Origin of the sequence: Saccharobesus litoralis (genome assembly GCF_003063625.1) — a bacterium.
In the GTDB taxonomy this organism is placed as follows: domain Bacteria; phylum Pseudomonadota; class Gammaproteobacteria; order Enterobacterales; family Alteromonadaceae; genus Saccharobesus; species Saccharobesus litoralis.
In genome coordinates, this window is record NZ_CP026604.1 from 39,491 (window position 1) to 62,104 (window position 22,614).

A 22,614-nucleotide genomic window follows, 5' to 3' on the forward strand; every position below is an offset into this window, starting at 1 on the left:
TTGCAGCCAGCAGCTTTAGCGACTGAATAAATACGTTTATTTTAACTTCTGCACACAACCAATAATCCACTGCTTCATCTGTACTGCGTTTAAAACACCAGAGACTCTGTCTATTTCTTGGCCTTGGTGAAAAAAGATCAAGGTTGGAATGCTGCGAATACCTGCATCGGCTGATATTTGTTGTGCTTGCTCAGTATTGACTTTGGCAAATAGTATTTGCGGTGTTTCAGTTGCAACTTGAGTAAATACCGGGGCCATTTGTTGACAAGGTCCACACCAACTTGCCCAAAAATCGACTACAACCGGTAAGTGATTTCGTTCAATAAATGGATAAAACACATTGTCACTTAAATTCACTGGCTGTTTTGCATATATAGGCTGCTGGCACTTACCACATTTTGCTTGTGTGTGATCTTTATCATCCGGTATGCGGTTGGTGGTAAAACAATGGTTACAAACGATATTCATATTTTTACGACTGATTTTTTGCTGATGAGTATATAGCGTTTGTATAGTCAAAGCGATCAGGTTTTAGGGGCAGCTTCCGCATCCTGCTCACGCTAAGTACTTACATCCATGTAAGCAAAGCCGTCAAAGCTACCGCGTCCTGCTCTCGCCCCTTACCAGCATCCATGCTGGCAAGCTTCGAGACCCCATGAGCATATGCTCTATTATGTGATTGGGGCTGCCTAAAGGGATTTAGGTATTAGGACGACGCAGGAGCCAAAGTTGAGAGTAAGCGCTGACAATGAACCATAAGACCTGAGCGAGAAGACTATAAAAAGGATCAATTGGCGCTGACCAAAATGTTCAGATAATTAATGTTGCGCTTTGATTTTGGTTCTAATAGCTCATTACCTTTGGGCGACATTTATCTACTTAAGAACTGAAGTCTCTTTGTCTGGTATTAGAAACCAGTCCTTCAAACCTGATTAATTTAACGAAAAATTTAAACTTTATAACGAGCCTAGTAAATTTTAGTTATCTTTATTACCAATTGGCATTACCCTAACATTGGTTTTCATATTGTCATACGAATTTTTAGCTTGGATTTATAAGGCTATGAATTTATTGGTATAAATCTCAAGTCCCCATTTTAATTTCGTTTTACTCTTTTGTTAATATTACCAGTTGCTCGCCTTTGTATTTATCATTGGTAAAACAAAAAACTTAAAAACTGTTTGACAAAAAATCGAGTTGTTATATATTTAACTCATACCTTGGTTAGCTTTTTGTTATATCTGTTGTTAAACCAATGTTAAGTGTTCGCTTTGGATCATTTTTAAACCTTGGTGGCTGGTGCGTTTAGTCATTAAATTTTTGAGGTAATACATGTCAAATTCGGGTAACCCAACGTTTCGTATCGCTTTTGTAGGCGAGTGTATGATTGAGCTACAAGAAGATGCCCAAGGTGTTATCCATAAAGGTTTTGCTGGCGATACATTGAATACGGCTTTGTATATGGCACGTCTTAGTTATTTACACAATGCTGAAGTGCAGTATGTAACCGGACTTGGTTTAGATAGTTTTAGTCAGGCGATGATTGAAAATTGGCAAAGCGAAGGCATTGCTTGTGATTATATTCGTCGTTTTGAAAACAAGTTGCCGGGTTTGTACTTTGTTGAAGTTGATGAAGACGGTGAGCGTTCATTTCAATATTGGCGTGGCCAAGCAGCCGCTAGAGATTTATTTTCTGGTAGCGAGTTTGATAAACAACTGAATGAAATCGCTGAATTTGATTATATTTATTTGTCTGGTATTTCGTTAGCTATTTTACCTGAAGAAGGGAAGCAACGCTTAGTTGATTGGTTAAACCAATCTCGAGCCAATGGCGCTAAAGTGTGTTTTGATAATAATTATCGACCGAAATTATGGGCAAATAAACAAGAAACCCAAAAATGGTACAGCAAAGTTTTACAGGCAACTGATATTGCCTGCCATACCTTTGATGATGATCAGTTGATTTGGGGTGACACTGAGCCAAGTCAGGCGTTTGAGCGCCTACAAGGGTTTGGTGTTTCTGAAATAATTTTAAAACGTGGTACAGAGCCATGTTTAATCGAAATTGATGGTGGGGTTACACAAAGTATTCCTGCTATTAAAGTTGCCAAAGAAAACTTGGCAGATACTAATGCCGCCGGTGATTCATTTAGCGCTGGTTATCTAAGTGCGCGCTTAGCGGGTCAAGCTCCTGCTGAATCCGCCGCTATTGCACACCGTGTGGCATCAACCGTAGTTCAGCATCGCGGTGCCATTATTCCGCGTGACGTGATGCCTAAAATTGAACTCTAACGATTTTTCGTTATTGCCTTGCCACGGATTTACGCAAATGCAGTAACGCGAATGTGCTATTAACTTACTATACGAGAATTAAACTATGTCTAATAAAATTGCTTTAATTACTGGTGCAACTGGTGGTATTGGCTTTCAAGTTGCTAAACGCTTAGGTCAAGACGGTTATACTGTTGTGTTAAACGGTATTGAAGACGAGCAAGGTGCTATTCGCGTTGCTGAATTGAAGGAATTAGGTATCGAAGCTGAATACTACGGCTTTGATGTAACTGACGATAAAGCCGTTACTGAAAATGTAACCGCTATTGGTGAAAAATATGGCAAGCTTGACGTTGTTGTTAACAACGCAGGTGGCTTAGGCGGCCGTAGCCCAATTGAAGAAATGACGACTGAATTTTTCCGTTTCGTTATGGCATTAAACTTTGATAGTGCGTTCTTCGTTTCTCGTGCGGCTATTCCTTTCTTGAAGAAAGCTGAAGGTGGTTCAATCATCAACTTCACTTCTAATGCGGCTTGGAATGCAGGTGGCCCTGGTGCTGGTATTTATGGTACTTCTAAAGGTGCTGTTCACACGTTAACTCGTGCTCTAGCTAAAGAGTTAGCGCCAGCAGGTATTCGCGTAAATGCGGTATCACCGGGTACTATTGATACTCCTTTCCACGCACAAATTAAAGCGACTAAACCTGAAGTATTTGCTACTTGGAAAGATAGCATTATGTTAGGTCGTTTAGGTCAACCTGAAGAAGTTGCTTCTGTTATTTCTTTCTTGGTTAGCAAAGATGCATCATTCATCACAGCTGAAACAGTTCAGATCGGTGGTGGTCAAGCGTTAGGTATCTAATGCTTTTTGCTTAAGCCCTTTTTAAGCAAAAAATGGGCGCAGCTAGCTACATTAGCTGCGCTTTTCGAGCTTGTCAGATAAAGTTTTTAGGCTTTATCTGATACTTGTCTTTTTATTTTCTCTAGTCTTTATTCTTGCAAAAGCGGTATGTGAACATTAAATGAATGCTCGCGTGTTATGTCTGCTGCACAAAACAAGATTGCTGGTTTTCCATTTTTAAACCAAATTTGTGGTCGCTCAAGGTGATTAACTTTTTGTAACCCTGATTGCCAGTTTATTTTTAGTGTTGAAACTAGGGGCTTTTGTGACTTTTGCCAATCAATACCATCGTTTGAAGTAAACAACGCAAGTGACTTACCTGCATTGGTAAATACGCCTCGCATATCTTTTACTATTGCCCAATACTGCTCATTTTGATGCCATATAAATGGATCTTCGGCGGGAAATCTATCACCTTTTGCGACAAATACCGGATCAGGGTGTTTAACAAATGGACCTGTTGGCGAATCTGATGTTGCGACTAAATGAACAACCGGCCCACCTCCGGGCAAGGGTTTCTTTTTAGCAACTGCTTTATAAACCATTAAGAATGAACCATCAGGTTTTTGTAGTATAGATGGATTACTAACCATCAATGCATCCCAAGCATCGCCGTTAGGGCTGACATCGATTAAAGGAGAATCAAATCGTTGCCAAGGTCCATTTGGGTTATCAGCCACAGCCACGCCAATTCGCTGATTATTACGATGTGACCAATTAAAGCTTTTCATTAATTTACCGTTGCCCGTATTACCCATGTAGTACAGGTAATATTTGCCATTAAATTTATGTACAGTCGGGTTGTGGGTATTGAGCCCGTCCCAAAACTCTGCACCGCGTGCTGGCAGTGTGACATCTTTGTGCTTGTAGGGACCAAGAGGGTTATCTGCTATTGCATGAGCGATCTCTGAATGAGTTAACCAAGCGTTATGTCCATATTTTTTGGGCCAACGGCTATAAAAAAGATGGTATTTTCCATCATCCCCTTCAACCATACTTGCGCCCCAAATAAAGTAATTTTCATCAATAAATTTGGCGTGGTCAGGCACGGGTTGCATAAGAGCATTGATATCGAGTGCTTGCTTTGGCTTTGATGTGATTTGGCAACTTGCTAAGCAAGAAATGCTGATCAGTAAGATGCTGAGTTTATTCATTGCACTCAAGAGCCGTTTTATGTTTGTCATCGGTTCCACTCTTTTTGTATATAAAAAATGTTATTTACTATTTCGATATTCTGTATCAATTATAGTAACAAATCAAGGGCTTAATTGTATCGTTCTTTAGTTCAATTTTTAGTGGATCAATCGTAGGTTATTAGTGGGTATTAGGAGGGATAATAAGCCTACTTGAAAAGTAGGCTAGTAGATGTGGTTAGCGGATTAAATCCAGCCTAAGCTAGCTGCTGTTATGGCAATGCCGAAGGTAATAAGCGCGATAATCGCTAAAAACAGTAAACTGATGCCAAATGCTTTCCAGCCAGATTCTAATTCACCGTTAGCTGCGATATGTGTATCAAGGTCGTTTTGCAAACGGTGTTTTGCTATTTGCTGCATAATTATCGTTGGGATAATGGTCGTTAACGTACTGCCTGACACGTTATCGGGTAAAAGAAAACTGATTACGAATAACAATAAGGTTAATGCTATTCCTCCGTATAGGCTGTACTGCGCTTCTGTATCACGACCTAATCTGCGAAAGTTTTGCGACATTAAATAACCGCCGGCAATTGATGAACCAAAAAAGGTGGCAACGGCGATAGAGACTACCTTGTATAATTTAAATGAGTTGTTGTTTTCGGTAATAAGTTCTGATTGTGGCGGCGTATAAGCATCTGACATGATAAATCCTTTTGATTAGTTTGATATTCATTTTAACTTAAAAATAATGTAATTATTCAGCGAAATTAAACTTTTTGTAGGCAAGCATTTACTTGTAAACCTTTCTGTACAAAAGAGTAATATTATAGATTTTTGTTCCTGACATATTCTAAGTACTAGCAGCTATGCAGGCACCAAAAAATAGGGGGTGTAAGCTAAGTCTTGCTCTTAACATGGCTTGTTAAATTGTAATTTTTGCGAGGGGGATAAGCTTGCTACTTGATATGCTGAATAGGTACGTTTAGTTACTATATTTAGGGTAAATCTGAACGTAACAAATATTTGTTAGATAATATCAAACAAATAACCTTGTTAAAGAGGAATCTAATTGTCAGAGACTGCTTGTAAAGGGTATAGTAGGCGGATGATAAGAATAATTTACAAGTGCTAAATCTATAATGGAAATTCGTCCAATCCTATTTAGTGATACCTTGTCACTTCGTCACCAGATCCTGCGTCCTGATCTTGAATTTGATCAATGTATTTATCCCGGTGATAAAATGGAAACGACTCACCATTTAGGCGGTTTTATTGAGGGAAACCATCTAGGTATACTCACTATATACAAGCGCTCTAAGCCTGAGGAATTTGAAGGGCAAGGCTATCAAATTCGTGCTATGGCAACGTGTCCTACTGTACGCCAACAGGGAATGGGGCTTAAGTTATTAAAAACAGCTGAAAAAATAGCGTTTGAATCTGGTGCCAGTTACCTTTGGGCGAATGCTCGCAAAACTGCGATTGGCTTTTATCAAAAAGCTGGGTATACAGTGGATAATCATGAGTTTAATATTGCCGGTGTCGGTAAGCATCATCTCGTTTGGTTAACCCGTTCTGCCTTTCAATAATCGATTTGCGCTTAACTGTTACAGCAATCTATTACAGTAACTCAATTTGACTAAGTGCGACAATATGTCGCATGTTTTAATCTATTTCCGTGCTCTAAAATAGTAAGTCATGATGATTTACTATTTACCGCTAAATGAAGCACATTCTTAAGCAAACCGTTTTTTGTGTATTTGTCTCTTTATCTTTCAATAATGCCGTCATTGCAGCTAATAACTCGCATCAAGGGCATCAGCACAACAACAAGCCGCACCACCAACATAACAAGCACCAGCATATGGACCATAGTCAACATTCAGTTGTAAGCCAAGCACCAATCAGTGTGATGGCTGATCATTTACATCATAAAGATGGCTGGATGTTTTCATATCGTTATATGGATATGAAAATGTCTGGTTTACAACAAGGCAAAGATGACATTTCACATAGTGATGCTTTACAAAAGTACATGATGCTTCCTAAAAATATGCAAATGAAAATGCATATGTTTGGACTTATGTATGGCTGGAGCGACGAAGTGACTTTGATGTTGATGACGCATTATTTAAGTAATGATATGGATAGTGTTATGCGTATGAATAACTCAGCGCAAAACCACGGGCATATGGCTGACATGAACATGCCAATGATGTTTTCTACGTCGAGTTCTGGCCTTGGTGACAGTAAGGCCTTAGTCTTGGTTAACTTGGTAGGAACGGCAGATTATCGTATTCATTATCAATTTGGTTTGAGTTTACCTACAGGTGATATTGATCAAACGGCGCAAACGCCTATGCATCAGCATGCTATGCTGGGGTATCCTATGCAGCTAGGGACTGGCACGTACAATGTGCTAGGTGGAGTGACGGGAGTGTGGCAATATCAGCAATTGCAGTTGGGATCGCAACTGAATTTCGATTCGCCATTATCGGACAATGAACAAAATTATAAGCCGGGTCGAGAATGGCGTTGGCATAATTGGGCTGGTTATCAAATTACGCAATGCTTAAATATGACTTTACGGCTTACTTGGTTAGATAAAGCTAATTACTCTGGGCAAGATCCGCGATTAAATCCTATGATGATGCCAACGGCTGATCCTAGTGCAAGAGGCTTTGAGCAAATTGATATAGGGCTAGGTGTCAATTACCAGATAGGTCAACATAGGTTGTCTGCTGAATGGAGCGAGGCAAGTCAATTAAAGGTTGATGGCATGCAAATGGCTAATCGTGAACAATTAGTATTTGCTTGGCAATTATCTTTTTGATCTCTCACGATTCAGTGCGTAGAAAAATTGTTACGTATATACTGATTTAACAGTTAATGCGTACAATAGGCTGTGTAAAGCCCAGCTCGAATGATAAACGCCCTCTAAATTAATGTTTAAGCAATTTAATAAAAACCTTTTTTCTTTGATATTGCCTTGGTCAATCTTATTGGCTGCATGTTTGGCTGTGTTGATTTGGGGGCAAAGGCAATCATTTGAGCTCTGGTCGGGTATTATTGTTTATGCTGCGGTATTGGCTATTTTTTCTTTAGGGCGACGTTTTTATCAAGTCACTAGCACTGACTTAGATAGCATAAAATCAGCAAGCCAAATTTTTAATGCTGTGCTGCCGTATTGGGTTGATTTGACGTTTTACGCTTATTTATTGTTTTTTCATGGTGGCGCTAGCAGTGGTGCCGTTTCTGTTTTATTTATTCCTGTTATTAGTGCCGCGACGCAAACTCACTGGCGGGCAGCTTGGTTAGTTTGTTTAGCCGCTGTGGCGATTTATACCTTTCTGATGTGGCAAGGAGTTGCTGAACACTTCCATCATTATTCTGATAATTTCACCCAGCACCTTGCCGGCATGTGGTTAACTTTTGTCGTGAGTGCCCTGTTAATGACTTGGTTCTTGACCAACCAAAAACGCATGCTGTTAAAGCAGAATAAAACCATTAATCAGCTAAAAGAGCGTCAACTGCGCGATGAGCAAATTTTGGCGGTAGCGACCAGTGCAGCTAATGCCGCTCATACGTTAGCGACACCGCTTTCAACCGCTAACTTACTCGTAGGTGAATTAAAAGAAGATATCAAACACAATATGCTGGATGACTTGCAACAGCAACTTGATGTTTGCTCGAACGCGGTACGTCAGATCGCACAAAGTGCTAAGCAAGCTAAACCAGAGCAATTGTCGTTGGCGACAGCCTCAAGCTATGTTGAAAAGGCGTTAGAATATTGGTGGGTTAGCTGTAATGAAATTCGCTATCACATTAATATGGATAATTTACTTACAACTAGCGATCAGCCTGTGTATATTAAAGTCGATTTAAATTTACAAAGCTCGTTTTACAATTTATTTGAAAATGCCGCGCGTGCCAGTTTGGCTAATCAGCACGACTTGATTGAAATTAATGTATATCAAGAGAATGATTGGCTAGTTGTAAATATTGACGATTATGGCTTGGGTATACCCGAGGAATTAACACAAAAACTAGGCCAGCAGGTTGTGCCAAGTGAGCAAGGTATGGGGATAGGGTTAGCTTTAGCTAATGCCACAATTGAGCGTTTAGGCGGTGAGCTGCAATTGATTAACCGGCCTGATGGAACGCGAAGTCAAGTCCGCTTGCCTATCATTGCGCAGGCTGTTGTTTAGATGATAATGACTGAAAAAAAACTGTTATTGTTAGAAGATGATGAGGTTTATGCGAATGTACTCAGTCGGCAATTGACTCGTAAAGGCTATCAGGTGACTCATTTGGCAACAGCAACGGATTTAGTCGCTACTTGCGAGTTGTTAAAACCTAATATTTTGTTACTTGATATGAACTTAGGGCAGTCTTCTTCGTTACCTTATATTGCCGAGGTGCGTCGACTATTACCCAAAGCGAAAATAATTATTGTTACGGGTTTTGCGAGTATCAGTTCAACAGTGACCGCGATTAAAGCAGGGGCTGATAATTATTTACCTAAGCCGATTGATTTAGCTTTACTATTAAATGAAATTGAGTCAGTTAAGGTTGTTGAACAGTCCAATGATACGCTTGCTTATTCAGAACAGCGTTTGTCGCCGGAGCGCTTAGAATGGGAATACATACAAAAGGTATTAGCAGAGAACGACGGCAACATTTCTATTACCGCCCGCCAACTCAATATGCACAGACGAACATTACAGCGCAAGCTGAGTAAAAAACCGAACCCAGTTTAAACGTCTATTTCGAGAAACGTTTTAATGCTGTCTAACTGAGCTAAACCATCATGAAAGCCTAACTCGATTAATTCGCGTGTATAGGCTTTTTCGAACAATAGATAACTCACAATACTGGATTCAGAACGTGCATTTATGCCTATGCTACGCAGCATGGTTTTAATTGCGTAGGGCATTTCGTGATAATGCTTGTGGGCAATTCGATTAAAGCTTTTGCTCGGACGAATGAGCATGGTTTCAATTTTTTTTAAGCCAAGCTGTTGCTGATTTTCTGGCGGAACATAGTCCAGTGTTTTATTAATACGCTGTAAGCGTTCAAGATCGGCGTTCAATGCTTCGTTGAAAATAGTATCAAGTAAATGGCCAACAATACCGCCTACACCCGGTGGGTTGGTATGTTGAATATTATGAGCCGAAGGTTTGTTACTTTGGGCTAAGCCGATAATCAATATTTTGTCTGCGCCTAAATGCACCGGTGGGCTTAGTGGAGCTAACTGATGTAACGAGCCGTCACCAAAATGTTCGTGCTGGATCTCAATACTCGGAAATATCATGGGGATCGCAGAAGACGCCATGAGATGTTCAACATTGATCATGCATTTTTGGCCGCGCCTTTTAGAGCGGTGCCAAGTTTGAATATCTTTGTCTGCTTGAAAAAAACAGACCGACTCGCCTGTACTGTAACTCGATGCCGTAGTTGATAGCGCCCGTAAATAACCATTAAGTAAATTTTGGTCAATACGTTTAAAGTCGAGCAGTTTGGTTAATAACAAGCGCAGAGGAACATTATTAAATAGGCTAACGGCACGAGGTATTGCATATTCAGCTTGAGTCCCTGCCAGCATGGTTCGCATAAAATGGCGAGTTGCACCTACCCAATCACTTTTATATACCTGATCAGTCGTAAAGTTTTTCCATACCCATTCGAGTTTTTTAACCCCAAGATGGTAGCAAGAGGCGTAGCATGCTAGTGCTGTCGAGTTGATGGCCCCAGCAGATGTTCCGCAAACGATAGGAAAAGGCAGACCGTAATTGCGTGGAATAGCCGTCGATATCGCTTTTAGCACACCGACTTGATAGGCTGCACGCGCACCGCCGCCCGATAAGACCAGCCCAATATGATTTTTAGCATGATGTTTTTCAGTCATTCGGCCACAATTATTTAGTTAGCGTTACATATGCTTGTTGAATGTCATTTAACGCGGGGTAAAGCGCTGAAATAAAACCAGTTATTTTTGTTTTAAGTGTAGACAAGGTTTATTCAATTAGGCTAATTAAAAGTGTTAAGTATCGGCAAAGAAGGGAGTTACGGATAATTTAGACTACCCGTAACTCACATTATATATGCTTGAAATTAATCTTTCGCAAAGCGGAGAGTTTCTTCTTTTAGCCCAGCATTCGGGTCATTAAATACAGCTTCGTCAAGCTCACCTTCTGATTTAGCAACCACGCAGGTAACCATACAATCGCCTGTTACATTGACCGCGGTTCTGATCATATCGAGTAAGCGGTCGACGCCGATAATAAGTGCTATCCCTTCTACGGGTAATCCCACTTGCTGTAAAACCATAGCTAGCATGATTAAGCCAACGCCGGGTACACCCGCTGTACCAATTGAAGCTAAAGTTGCCGTTAGTACCACCATTAAATAGTCGTTGAGTGTTAAGTCGATTGCAAAAAATTGCGCTATAAACACAGTGGCAACACCTTGCATAATGGCTGTGCCATCCATGTTTATTGTTGATCCTAATGGCACGGTGAATGAAGCCGTAGAGTTTTTAGCTCCAAGTTTATGGGTAGCGGTTTCCATGGTGACAGGTAATGTTGCACTTGAGCTTGCTGTACCAAAAGCAAACATTGCTGCTTCACGCATTTTTACTAAAAAGATAACAGGGTTAAGACGCGTTAATATTTTAAGCAGAATAGGGTAGGTAACAAATGCGTGGATCAATAGAACAAATACCACTAATCCAAAATACTTAACGAGATTCCAAATTTTATCTAGCTCAATATAAGTGAATAGCTTAGCTAATAAAAAGAACACGCCATAGGGTGCTAGATTCATTAATATACTGACAATACGCATGATCACTTTGTTTAAGTCATCAAATATTTGCGCCATACGCTTACCTTCTTCACCAATCAGGGCAATAGCAATGCCAAATAATAAGGCGAATACAATAATTTGTAGCATGTTGCCTTTGGCCATGGCGTCGATCGGGTTGGTAGGCACAATATTGACTAAGGTATCAACTAAGGAAGGCGCTTGTTTTGCAGCAAAGCCAACGTCAGGTTGCGCATCAATGCCGGCTCCAGGTTGAAAAATAATAGCTAAGGTTAACGCTACGGTAATGGCAATAGCTGTGGTTGCGACATACAACAATACGCTTTTCCCCCCTAAGCGTCCTAACTTTTGTGGATCAGTTAATGAGCAAGTACCACATACGAGAGAAACAAAGACTAAAGGGACAACCAACATTTTTAATGAGTTAATAAAAATTTGCCCACCACCGTGAAAAATAAAGTCGACAAAAACAGCCTTGGTTGAAAAATCCATAAAACCCAGTGGAATGATAAAGTCTGAGGTTTTCGATATACCTAAAATGAGTTGGAAAAATAAGCCGGTCGCAATACCAACAAACATGCCCATGAATATCTTAAAAGTGAGGCTAGATGTGTCGAGTTTCAAAGTTTTCCCCTTTTGTTATTGTAATTTTGCTGATTCTCATAAGTTATTGTAGAGAATAGCGATATTTGTGTCTTTAATTAATTGTTAAGACACATTATATTTGCCTGTAATCAGTGTAAATGCTGGGCTATACTCAGGTCTAATTTCAGCAAGATCGGCAAAGTATAGAAACTTGGCTTAATCCAGCGCCTAAATAATTATAACGATGGAGTGCAACATGCCCATTCTCCGACTCTACTGGTTGGTTTCTTTTTTCTCACTATTTCTCGTTGCCTGTGGTGGTGGCGGTAGCATAGATAACGGCAGTGGTAATCAGCAAAAACTTGAAGAGTACGCATTAACGGTTGCTTTTACAGGTAGCGATGTGGTGACTCCACAGCAATCAGCCACAGTCAATGCGACCTTATTGCATAATGGCACACCAGTATCGGGGCAAATTATTACATTTTCCACTGCAGACGCTGGAACTTTAGATCCGGTATCAGGTAAAAAAGTTACCGATACCAATGGTGTTGCGTCTATCACTTTGCAATCGGGGACTGTTGCTGGTGCAGGTACAATTACCGCCACGTTTGACTTAGGTGAAGGCTTAACTAAAACGGCCAGTGATAATTTTGAAGTGCAATTGCCTGCTTCATACTCGTTAACCGCTCGGTTAGTTGAACTTAATGACGGTTCAACACCGTTAGAAACATTAGAAAAAGACAATCCAGGCCTAATTCTTGTTGAGTTGAAGAAAACAGAAAACGGGGTTGAAGAAGTCGTTAAAGGCGAAAGAATCACCATCACACTGGATGGCTCCGTTGGTCTATTAGATTCACCAACAGGAACAGTGTTAACGGACTCTACTGGTATGGCTCAATTAGGCATAACGGCAGGCGAAGTTGCAGGCGCAGGTGTTATTAATTTAAGTTTTGCAAAAGATTCTGAAACCGCGACAAGCTTTATCAATTTTAGAACTAAAGGTGATGGTGAACCCGCTGCCGGTGGTGGTAATACACTGGTTTTATATTTGACTGACGATGGCAAATTAGAGGACAGCAATAACGATGGCGTGATTGATACCGTTAGCGCGTTATCGCATTCATCCCCTATCTATGCGGTTGCCAAATTGACTGATAGTGATGGCGCAGTTGTTAATGGCGAGATCATTAGATTTTCGTTAGGAACCGATAGTTTTGCTGGAAAGTTAGTGGATTTTGAAGATTTTTCTAAAGAGTCGACAGGCGATGTATTAACTAAAGACACGGGTATTGCAGTTGTCGCCCTCACCGCTGGTGATGTTAAAACTGCCGGTACGATCACAGCATCATTTGATACCTTAACAACACAGAAATCATTTACATCGGCAGGTGATCAGCCAATAGGATTTGCAATGACAGTTAAGGTTGCAAAAGCTGATGATGAAAATGTGAAAGTTAATACCATTACTCCAACTACACCGGCGCAAATAATAATTGAAATTCAAGAAAACGGTATAGGTTTAGCGGATCAAATCGTAACGCTTGGTACTTCGATAGGATATTTACCTAAGACTCAACTGTTGACTGATTCCGACGGTAAAGTATCGACGAGTATCGAAGTCGGTGAAACGGAAGGCGTGGGTACATTGACGGTGATTTCGCGAGAAGTGTCTAAAACTGTCAATCTTATTACCCAAGGTACTCAGGTATTACCGACTACAGAGGGATTCAACCTTAGTGTTAAGTTAGTAGATGATGAAGATGAAAACACCGAAATTACTAATATATCTAAAAGTATTTCAGGTGTGTTAATTGCAACGTTGACCGACAAAGCTGGGAATGTTCAAAAAAACAAAGTGGTTAACTTTTCAACGACTATCGGCAATTTAGCCCCGAGTTCAGGATCCGCTTTGACCAATGCAAATGGTGTGGCATCAATTGCTTTATCGGCGGGAACAATACCCGGAGCCGGTACTGTGACAGCAGTGTACCAAAATACAGAGGACAAGGTTTCATTTAGTACCGAAGGTAATGCTGTTGCCGTTGAATCAGGAACGGCTGTGAGTGCTGAGCTATTTTACTGCTCGGTAGAAAAAGTCACAGGTGATAGCTTTGATGATTGTTCTTTGACTACTCAGGTATTAGGTGATTTACCGTCATACTTACTAGTGAAAATCACTAATGATGGTGCACCAATTGATAACGGTTTAGTTTCGGTTTCCAGTAATAATTCAGCAGTTGAAATTGAGCCTAGATTAAGAGAGTTAGAATCCAACGAAAAAGGCGAAGCCGTATTTAAGTTAAAAGGTAAGTCAGACGAAACTGACACTATTGTTGTTCGACATGGTGACGCTGAAGATACGGTGACGGTTAGTGTCACTAAGTTTAGTAAGGTAATATCGGCCAACATTTATCGATGCCCATCAACTTGGTCGGAAGTTGCAGATTCGTCTTTAAGCACTTGTACCATTACTAATACGATTATTAGAGGGGACAGTGAGCGTTATATTCTGTTAACACAGTTAGAGAATATTCGCCAAGGTACTTCATTAGAAAACTTTGTCATTTCCCCAAATACAGGGTTAACAGGTGAAACTAAAAATACTAATGCATCAGGTATTGCGTTATTTGAATTAGATGAGCCTAGCCAAGATGATGAATTTAAAGTCTTTGTTGATAATATTTTAGGTTTATCTACAGATGTATCATATTCTGCTGATTTAGGGGCAGAGCCAGAAGTATTAACCTTAGATTTAGCTCTGTATCAAGCGTTAGACAATGGTGATACACCTATCACTAAAATCAATAGAATTTCTGATAAAGAAAATATTGTCGGTTCATTAAGAGCGTGTTTAGTTAACGCCAAAGGTGTTCGACAGCCTAATAGAACAGTTAGCTTTTCCACTTCTTTAGGTGAATTATCTCCGGTTAGCGGCACAGCTTTGACTTCTGACGACGAAACTAATGCGGATTTATATGGTTGTGCTGTAGTGAGTATTTCTGCAGGAACCATTGAAGGAGCCGGAACTGCAACTGCCACGTATCAAAACTCTACTGCAGATGTTTCATTTGCCACAGCAGGAGATGATAGTTCTGGGCCTGAGCCAATTGATTTTGATTTAACCCTTTATGGTTGTGTTTTCTCAGATCCGTCAAGTATTCCTGATGGCTGTGCAGAAGTGCAGGATATTAGTTTAACAAGTCCAGGTACTTTACATATTCGAGTTAACAAAAAGAGTACTACTACCGGAATAGCGAATGTCTTGGTAACGGCTACTTCAACTATAGGTGAGTTAAGTCCATCAAATGGAGCTGTATTAACAAATGAAAATGGTGAAGCACTAATAAGTGTTAATGCTGGCGATGGTTCAGGGGCAGGCACAATTACTGTATCTGCTAATGATGAAACCTTGAATAAGAACTTTGTTATTGGCGCAGCAAAAATCTCAATGAGTGAAATTGATGATGGGTTAGCGGATAACGAGAAGTTGGCTGTTAATTCAACCGCAGTATTAACGGTTTCATTAACAAATGAAGAAGACCCAGATAACCCAGTTGCTTACACAGACCCAATTAAAGTTCAGTTTAGCTCTTCTTGTGCTTCGGAAGATCCACCCAGAGCAGTTATAGATAGTGAAGTTACCGCTGTTGCAGGTAAAGCCGTTGCGATTTATCGCGCCGAAGGGTGTCCGGGTATCGACATCATTACAGCGACGGCGACAGCAGGAGCCGTTTCTTTAAATTCGACCGTGCAAATCGACAACGCAGAAGCGGCGACAACCTCAATAGAATTTGTGTCCGCTATAGTCAATAACGACCCTGATGCGCGAATAATTAGTTTCCCTGGAACTGGTGATACCGAGCAGGCCGAAATTACGTTCAAAGCATTGGATTCAGGTAATGTTGCTTCTAAAGGTGAAAAGTTATGTTTTGAATTAACCACAGACGTTGGTGGTATTTCGATAAGCCCTACATCGGCATTTACTTTAGAAGATGGCTCTGCAAAAGTAGTGGTAAAAGGCGGAAGAGTTTCAACTCCTGTAAGGGTGATTGCTACACTAGCTAAAGATGATGGCAGTTGCAGTGATGATGCAAGCGAAAACTTATTGCGAGTACGAAGTGTGTCAGATGAGCTTACTGTTTCAACAGGCCTGCCAGATTCAAATAGTACAAACCTATCTTTAGAGACCATAAATGTCGAAGCGTGGAATTTTTCTAACGTTCAAGTTCCCGTTACTGCTCGTCTATTTGACCATTATAACAACCCAGTACCCAATGGCACAGCGGTTAGTTTTAGAACAGAAGGCGGAGGTATTGAACCCTCTTGTGTGACATCGAACGGAGTTTGTTCAGTTAATTGGAGCAGTGGTAGCCCGAGACCTAGCGATGGCGTGTTTGGTACCCAAGGAAAAAGCCTTTCTAACGGTATATGTGATTTAGATAACGATGGTTTTGCCGATGCAGGAGAGCCTGCCGCTAATGGTCTGCCTTGTGTTGTTAATGGTGTTGCTTACCCACTAGCTAAACCTAGAGCGGGTCGAGCAAGTATTTTAGCAACTGCAATTGGTGAAGAGTCATTTATTGATTCTAATGCCGATGGCTATTATACCGGCGCTGAACCGTTTGTTGATGAAGATGGAGATAACAACTATGATGCTGGTGAAACTTATACCGATTTAGATGGTAATGGCGCATATACGCCGAGTGAACGGTTTGATGATCTTGATGAAGCATTTATTGACTTCAATGACGATGGCTATTTCTGTGGTCGTTTGGATGATGGTACTACCGCAGCTCCGGGAGCTGAAACTGATGGAACTTTATGTCGAGAAGGTGGTGATAATGAAGAGTTTGTTGATTTCAATAGTAATGGAACATTCGATAAAAAAGATGGTGTTTTTTCAGGTATTTTATGTAGTGAACAGCAACAAGCAAACGGAATTTGTTCGCGCTCACTAGTTCATGTACGAGATCAAGTAGAGGTTATATTATCAGGGTCAAATGCTTATTTTTATCTAAATGGTCATGAGCCGTTTGCTGATGCTGATGGTGATGGTCTATATGATGTCGGCGAAACCTATACTGATATCAATGAAAATGTAACATGGGACGAAAACTTAGAGATTGACCGTGTAGATCTAACTACAGCCAATGGAGCGGCAACAGTAAGCTTTACAGCTTTTATTACTGATATCAATAACAATCCAATGCCGTCCGGTACAACTATTGAAATATCAACTGCGAATGGAGAAGTCGTAGGTACTTCAAGTTATACTTTTACAAATACAAGCCGTGATACTCCGAGAGGAGTTGGTGTAAGTGTGAAAAGGGAAGAAGAGCCTAACGGTGTTAACAATGGTCTATTGACTATTACAGTAACTACGCCTAATGGTGTTGCTTCTAGTAAAGTTATTACAATATTAGATGATGGTTAATCCAGTATAAAATATAATTATTGGAGTTGAATTAGGTTTATATCTAATATCAACTTCAATAAATTTTATATTTTAAACTTATCTCTTAGTTTTAACCTAGGTTGGGTGAATAAGTAATCTTTATTCACTTTTTCAATTTCCTCACTATTTAAAACAACCCGCAATCGTAAACAAGCCGGTCCGCCACCGTTTTTCATGCTTTGTCTTAAATCTTGGTAAATAACTCTATTTATTGGATTTTTTTGTGAAATTAACTTTTCAATATAGTTTTTTACCTGAGTATTTTCTTGGCATTCAATAGGTGCAATTAGCACCATGCTGTCATCATCAATAGTGACTATCTGGCTATTAAAAATGTAAGTTTTAATCGCGGTGGTTAAGTCTATTTCGCTATTGGTTACTTTGATTAAATACAATTCTTTATTAGTTAAACATTGCCATTTTTCTTTAATTTCTTGTTCTGCATCAAGTGTGTTTAAAAAAGCATGTTCGTGGTAAAAAATAACATTCTCGTTGTTAACTGCGACTACGTCATTATGAAATGCGCCAGCATCAATAGCGGTTGGATTCTGTTGGATAAACACAGTTCTATCTTCGTTCAGTAAATGACAGCGTGCTATGGCTTGGCAAGCTTCCAAGGTGTGTCTGGCTGGGTATTTTTGTGGTTTTATTGAGGTTGATGAACTGCGACCATATACAAAAATATTAATGCCAGCATGACTATGGCTGGGGGCCATTCGCATATGGTTGGCTGCGCCTTCATCTGCAAATAAATCGTGGGCTGGTAAAGGAGCATGGTGCACAAAACATTGATTCTCTGGAAATATTTCTTTTAGTTGCTGTGCTGTGCCTTGAGTTTCAATTGAACGATGAAATTGGCTAAGTAAATTAGCGGGTGTGATGTGTATTTTATGGTCTTGTGTATCTAAACTACTCGAAATAGTTGCAGCATTAGCGACCCACATATTTGACGCAGAAAAACAAGCTGCTAGAATCTGCGGCGCGTGTTTAGAGGCTTGCTGTATAATTTGTGTTTCAGTACCGAAAAACCCCAACTTTTCTAATGTACGGATGTCGGGACGTTCCAGCGGTGGTATATACCCCTGTTTCAAACCTAAATCTAACATGGTTTGCATTTTGTCTAATCCCTGTAATGCTGCGCGTTTAGGGTTAGCTTTTGAATTAGCATTTACTTGTGATGCTAAGTTGCCATATGCAAGCCCGGCATAGTTGTGAGTGGGACCAACGAGCCCATCGAAATTTACTTCATAATACTTCATAACTTGTCCTGTCAATGGGAAAGAAAAGCTAAAAAAGCGTAGAAAAAACGAAAATGTTAACTAAATTATATGTTTAATTTGTGGTATCGCGAATTGCATTAAAAATTAATTTGCCAATAATTTGCTTGCTAGCGACTAGTTTTGCAGATATACCTAATAAATAAGAACGGCCACTACGGCTAGATTGAATAAGCGAAATAAGATTACAGATGGGAAAATCTCTTGTTATTGTCGAGTCGCCAGCCAAAGCGAAAACGATAAACAAATACTTGGGAAGCGACTTTATTGTTAAGTCGAGTGTTGGTCACGTGCGTGATTTACCAACGTCGAGTAAAGGAAAATCCGGCTCTACTGCTAGTGAAACTAAAGGTATGACGCCCGAACAAAAAGCTGCTTATAAAAAAGAAAAAGACAAAAAAGCCTTGTTTGCCCGCATGGGAATTAATCCTGAAAAAGATTGGCAAGCAGAATATGACGTCTTACCCGGTAAAGAAAAGGTAGTATCTGAGCTGCAAAAGCTTGCTAAAGACGCTGACACTGTCTATCTCGCAACGGATTTGGATAGGGAAGGGGAAGCTATAGCTTGGCATTTAAAAGAGCTTATAGGTGGTGAAGACGAGCAATTTAAGCGTGTCGTATTTAATGAAATTACAAAAAATGCGATCCAAAATGCCTTTGCCGAGCCAACTGACTTGAATATGCACCGAGTTAACGCTCAGCAAGCCCGTCGCTTTTTAGACCGCGTAGTTGGTTTTATGGTATCGCCGTTATTGTGGAAAAAAGTCGCGCGCGGATTATCTGCGGGTCGAGTTCAATCGGTAGCGGTGCGTTTAGTTGTTGAAAAAGAACGTTCAATTAAAGCCTTTGTTCCCGAAGAGTTTTGGGAAGTCGCGGCAGATACATCGACAGCCAATGGCACAGAATTAGCGTTAAATGTCGTTAAACAATCGGGTAATAACTTTCGTCCGAGTAATCAAGCGCAAACCGATGCGGCATTAAGTGTTTTGCGTCAAGCAGAATATAAGGTTGAAAACCGAGAAGATAGACCGACGCAAAGTCGTCCTTCAGCGCCATTTATTACGTCAACATTACAGCAAGCTGCCAGTACCCGTTTAGGTTTTGGGGTGAAAAAGACCATGATGTTGGCTCAGCGCTTATACGAAGCTGGCCATATTACCTACATGCGTACAGACTCGACTAACCTAAGTGCTGAAGCTGTCGCTTCTGTTCGCGGTTACATTGACGAGCAGTTTGGTGATGGTTACTTACCTGAAAAACCGAATTTTTATGGCAGTAAAGAAGGGGCTCAAGAAGCGCATGAAGCTATTCGCCCTTCAAATGTCAATATTGCGCCAGGTCATTTAGGTGATATGGAGCAAGATGCCAAACGTTTGTACGACTTAATTTGGCGTCAGTTTGTGGCTTGTCAAATGACACCGGCTAAATATACCAGTTCAACTATTGTTGTTAATGCTGCAGAGTTTGAATTACGTGCTAAAGGCCGTGTGTTAGTATTTGATGGCTGGACTAAAGCACAACCGCCAGTTACCAAAAAAGGCGCTGAAGATCAGTTATTACCTGATGTTGCGGCTGGGGAAATACTTAAACTTAACCAGTTAAACCCTAAACAGAACTTTACTAAACCGCCTGCGCGTTTTAGTGAAGCTGCTTTGGTAAAAGAATTAGAAAAACAAGGTATTGGTCGTCCTTCTACTTACGCTTCTATCATATCGACGATCCAGGATCGCGGATATGTCCGTTTAGAAAATAAACGTTTCTATGCTGAAAAAATGGGTGAAATCGTCACAGACAGATTAATGGAAAACTTCATTGATTTAATGAACTATGATTTTACCGCCAACATGGAAAAGCAACTCGATGACGTCGCCGATGGTGATTTAGTCTGGAAACAATTGCTCAATAATTTCTACTCTGACTTTACTGGCAAATTAGCCAAAGCTGAACAGCCTCCAGAAGAAGGGGGTATGCGTACTAATCAGGCTATTCCTACTGATATTAGTTGTGATAAGTGTGAGCGTCCAATGACGGTGCGTACTGCATCTACTGGCGTATTTTTAGGTTGTAGCGGCTATCAGTTACCGCCAAAAGAGCGTTGTACTAATACAATGAACTTAACTCCAGGCGAAGAAGCCGTTGCTGCTGGAGATGATGATGAAGTCGCTGAAACCAATGCATTAATGGCGAAAAAACGTTGCCAGATCTGTGGTACAGCGATGGACAGTTACTTAATAGACGAAACACGTAAGTTACATGTTTGTGGTAACTCACCGATTTGTGAAGGCATTCAAGTCGAAAAAGGCACGTTTAAAATAAAAGGTTATGATGGACCTGTTTTAGAATGTGACAAATGCGGCGCGGATATGCAGTTAAAAAATGGTCGATTTGGTAAATATTTTGATTGTACCAGTGAAACCTGTAAAAACACGCGTAAGTTGTTAAAGAGTGGTCAGCCGGCTCCACCTAAAGAAGATCCTGTTCATATACCAGAGTTAGAGTGCGAAAAGTCTGAAGCTTATTTTGTACTTCGCGATGGCGCTGCAGGTATATTCTTAGCTGCGCATACATTCCCTAAATCGCGCGAAACCCGTGCGCCTTTAGTCAGTGAGTTGAAACGATTTAGAGATCGTATCTCTAGTAAGTTTTATTACTTAGCTGATGGCCCAGAAACGGATCCAGAAGGTAACCCTGCCGTTGTTAAATTTAGCCGTAAGACTAAATCACAGTACCTTGCGAGTGAAGTCGATGGTAAAGCGTCTGGATGGTCAGCTTTCTACCGAGAAGGCCAATGGCAAGAAGAAGGCAAAGTGAAGAAACCAAGAGCTAAGAAAAAATAAGCTTTTTCACTTAACATATAAAAATAAAAACACCGCGTTAACGCGGTGTTTTTATTTGTTCATTTTTATGAATTCTTTGAATTTAATAGTGAGCTTAAAATAATTCTATTTCATTATTATCCGCTTTATTGCTAATTCGATCGTCAGTATTGTTAGCGCTATTTTTTACTTTTACCGCTTTTAGCGCAGTGGTGATATCGAGTTTAAGCGCTTGTAGATCACTCTCGCTTATCATTTGAACTTGCTCGTCATTCATGGCATTGTCATTCAGCTTTTTCATTTCTGACGCCGCATTATTGGCTTCATCTGCGGTATGCTCTTGCTCTTGCATTGACGCAATAACTTGGCTAGCCAATTCTAATACGTCTTCCATCGCTTGGTTACACTCATTCATTTTATCTAGGTTTTGCGTGGTAGATGAAGCTGCATCTTGCATCGGTTCGCAGATTTCACGCATAAGATCGGTTACATCTTGTACTTCAGCTATGGTATTGGCAGCGACTTTTTGAATATTAATGGCAGATTCATTCGCGTGTTTAGCTAGGTTTCGCACTTCTTCTGCGACTACAGCAAAGCCTCGGCCATATTCGCCAGCCCTTGCGGCTTCAATAGCGGCATTAAGTGCCAATAGGTCAGTTTGCGAGGCTATTTGGGTTATTGCTGATACAGACGAGTCTATTTGTTGAATTTCATGACTAAGTGATTCAATACGCTCAGCCGTTGATAAAATGGATTCACTGACTTCGTTAATGGTTTTGCACGAAGTCGCGGACTGATCTCGCGTTTCAGAAACCACCCCTGTCGACGCCACAACTTTATCAAAAATCTCGACGATATTGGCTGTGGTTGTGTGAGTTGCCGAAGCCATACCATTTAATGATTCATGTAAAAAGTCACCGTGCATTTTAAGCATAGAGGCTTTTTGCTCTAAATTTGAAAAGGATTCTCGTAATTGTTGCGACATGACATCGCACTGGTATAGCTCAGCATGGACATTGGAAACCGTATTTCGAGTTTGCTCTGTTAACCTAAAGATACTGGTGCCAATAAAAGGCAGTGAATTTAAACTGTTGATCGCTTGTTGATCGGTAAGATCTAAGCTATCTGGTTTTACAATCGGATTTAAGGTCTGTTGGGCATCCGCTAAGGGAAGCGCTATTTGCTGATAATATAAGTAGAAAGTGATGGCAATAATAATTGCAGTTATCACACAAAGTGAAGTACCCAAAATGCCCGTTGCGAAAAAACTACTAGCTAATGCTAATATCACAGCGAGACTAAACAAAACAGGGATGTGTTTAGCCATATTTTACCTTAAATGTATTTA

General features: G+C 40.4%; 15 protein-coding genes. 8 read left to right on the plus strand and 7 right to left on the minus strand.

Annotated features, from left to right (window positions below; genetic code table 11):
- Positions 1-36 precede the first annotated feature (36 nt).
- The gene (trxC, locus tag C2869_RS00155; RefSeq protein ID WP_108601026.1) at positions 37-468 is read right to left on the minus strand and encodes a thioredoxin TrxC; all 432 of its coding nucleotides are present in this window, start codon (positions 466-468) and stop codon (positions 37-39) included.
- 864 nt (positions 469-1,332) lie between these two features.
- Between trxC and kdgK the strand changes: the two genes are divergently transcribed.
- Positions 1,333-2,292, plus strand: a complete 960-nt coding sequence (gene kdgK, locus C2869_RS00160; protein ID WP_108601027.1) for a 2-dehydro-3-deoxygluconokinase — start codon at positions 1,333-1,335, stop codon at positions 2,290-2,292.
- Between the two features lie 85 nt (positions 2,293-2,377).
- Positions 2,378-3,133: an SDR family NAD(P)-dependent oxidoreductase gene (locus tag C2869_RS00165; protein ID WP_108601028.1), complete on the plus strand. Its 756-nt coding sequence runs from the start codon at positions 2,378-2,380 to the stop codon at positions 3,131-3,133.
- Between the two features lie 128 nt (positions 3,134-3,261).
- Here C2869_RS00165 and C2869_RS00170 read toward each other — a convergent pair whose 3' ends face one another.
- On the minus strand, positions 3,262-4,326 hold the full coding sequence (locus C2869_RS00170; RefSeq protein ID WP_108601029.1) for a glycoside hydrolase family protein: 1,065 nt from the start codon (positions 4,324-4,326) through the stop codon (positions 3,262-3,264).
- A 225-nt stretch (positions 4,327-4,551) separates the two neighbouring features.
- Positions 4,552-5,010, minus strand: coding sequence for a hypothetical protein (locus tag C2869_RS00175; RefSeq protein ID WP_108601030.1), 459 nt, complete (start codon positions 5,008-5,010; stop codon positions 4,552-4,554).
- A gap of 437 nt (positions 5,011-5,447) precedes the next feature.
- Here C2869_RS00175 and C2869_RS00180 point away from each other — a divergent pair, with 437 nt between their 5' ends.
- From C2869_RS00180 to C2869_RS00195, 4 genes are all read left to right on the plus strand, one after another.
- Positions 5,448-5,894 (plus strand): GNAT family N-acetyltransferase, encoded by a 447-nt coding sequence (locus C2869_RS00180; RefSeq protein ID WP_108601031.1) that lies wholly within the window; start codon positions 5,448-5,450, stop codon positions 5,892-5,894.
- Between the two features lie 134 nt (positions 5,895-6,028).
- Entirely contained in the window at positions 6,029-7,138 is a 1,110-nt protein-coding gene (locus C2869_RS00185) for a hypothetical protein (protein ID WP_108601032.1), read from the plus strand.
- Between the two features lie 187 nt (positions 7,139-7,325).
- Positions 7,326-8,513, plus strand: coding sequence for a sensor histidine kinase (locus C2869_RS00190; protein WP_228710849.1), 1,188 nt, complete (start codon positions 7,326-7,328; stop codon positions 8,511-8,513).
- Between the two features lie 6 nt (positions 8,514-8,519).
- Entirely contained in the window at positions 8,520-9,065 is a 546-nt protein-coding gene (locus tag C2869_RS00195; RefSeq protein WP_108604899.1) for a response regulator transcription factor, read from the plus strand.
- On the opposite strand, the gene C2869_RS00200 is transcribed toward C2869_RS00195, so the two are convergent.
- Both C2869_RS00200 and C2869_RS00205 read right to left on the minus strand, forming a co-directional pair.
- Positions 9,062-10,213: a patatin-like phospholipase family protein gene (locus C2869_RS00200; RefSeq protein ID WP_108601034.1), complete on the minus strand. Its 1,152-nt coding sequence runs from the start codon at positions 10,211-10,213 to the stop codon at positions 9,062-9,064. The genes C2869_RS00195 and C2869_RS00200 overlap by 4 nt on opposite strands.
- A 206-nt stretch (positions 10,214-10,419) precedes the next feature.
- A complete protein-coding gene (locus tag C2869_RS00205) occupies positions 10,420-11,754 on the minus strand; it encodes a dicarboxylate/amino acid:cation symporter (RefSeq protein ID WP_108601035.1) in 1,335 nt (444 codons plus the stop codon).
- 217 nt (positions 11,755-11,971) lie between these two features.
- Between C2869_RS00205 and C2869_RS00210 the strand changes: the two genes are divergently transcribed.
- On the plus strand, positions 11,972-17,152 hold the full coding sequence (locus C2869_RS00210; RefSeq protein WP_159083952.1) for a hypothetical protein: 5,181 nt from the start codon (positions 11,972-11,974) through the stop codon (positions 17,150-17,152).
- A gap of 65 nt (positions 17,153-17,217) precedes the next feature.
- On the opposite strand, the gene C2869_RS00215 is transcribed toward C2869_RS00210, so the two are convergent.
- Positions 17,218-18,432: an N-succinylarginine dihydrolase gene (locus C2869_RS00215; protein ID WP_108601037.1), complete on the minus strand. Its 1,215-nt coding sequence runs from the start codon at positions 18,430-18,432 to the stop codon at positions 17,218-17,220.
- 209 nt (positions 18,433-18,641) lie between these two features.
- On the opposite strand from C2869_RS00215, the gene topA reads away from it, so the two are divergent.
- The gene (gene topA / locus C2869_RS00220) at positions 18,642-21,287 is read left to right on the plus strand and encodes a type I DNA topoisomerase (RefSeq protein ID WP_108601038.1); all 2,646 of its coding nucleotides are present in this window, start codon (positions 18,642-18,644) and stop codon (positions 21,285-21,287) included.
- 94 nt (positions 21,288-21,381) lie between these two features.
- Here topA and C2869_RS00225 read toward each other — a convergent pair whose 3' ends face one another.
- Entirely contained in the window at positions 21,382-22,593 is a 1,212-nt protein-coding gene (locus C2869_RS00225; protein WP_108601039.1) for a methyl-accepting chemotaxis protein, read from the minus strand.
- Positions 22,594-22,614 lie beyond the last annotated feature (21 nt).

Coding starts and splice junctions, on each gene's coding strand:
- C2869_RS00170 (WP_108601029.1), bottom strand. CDS start 4,326: ATGAATAAACTCAGCATCTTACTGATCAGCATTTCTTGCTTAGCAAGT.
- C2869_RS00200 (WP_108601034.1), bottom strand. CDS start 10,213: ATGACTGAAAAACATCATGCTAAAAATCATATTGGGCTGGTCTTATCG.
- C2869_RS00195 (WP_108604899.1), top strand. CDS start 8,520: ATGACTGAAAAAAAACTGTTATTGTTAGAAGATGATGAGGTTTATGCG.
- C2869_RS00210 (WP_159083952.1), top strand. CDS start 11,972: ATGCCCATTCTCCGACTCTACTGGTTGGTTTCTTTTTTCTCACTATTT.
- C2869_RS00165 (WP_108601028.1), top strand. CDS start 2,378: ATGTCTAATAAAATTGCTTTAATTACTGGTGCAACTGGTGGTATTGGC.
- C2869_RS00185 (WP_108601032.1), top strand. CDS start 6,029: ATGAAGCACATTCTTAAGCAAACCGTTTTTTGTGTATTTGTCTCTTTA.
- topA (WP_108601038.1), top strand. CDS start 18,642: ATGGGAAAATCTCTTGTTATTGTCGAGTCGCCAGCCAAAGCGAAAACG.
- trxC (WP_108601026.1), bottom strand. CDS start 468: ATGAATATCGTTTGTAACCATTGTTTTACCACCAACCGCATACCGGAT.
- C2869_RS00215 (WP_108601037.1), bottom strand. CDS start 18,432: ATGAAGTATTATGAAGTAAATTTCGATGGGCTCGTTGGTCCCACTCAC.
- kdgK (WP_108601027.1), top strand. CDS start 1,333: ATGTCAAATTCGGGTAACCCAACGTTTCGTATCGCTTTTGTAGGCGAG.
- C2869_RS00225 (WP_108601039.1), bottom strand. CDS start 22,593: ATGGCTAAACACATCCCTGTTTTGTTTAGTCTCGCTGTGATATTAGCA.
- C2869_RS00180 (WP_108601031.1), top strand. CDS start 5,448: ATGGAAATTCGTCCAATCCTATTTAGTGATACCTTGTCACTTCGTCAC.
- C2869_RS00175 (WP_108601030.1), bottom strand. CDS start 5,010: ATGTCAGATGCTTATACGCCGCCACAATCAGAACTTATTACCGAAAAC.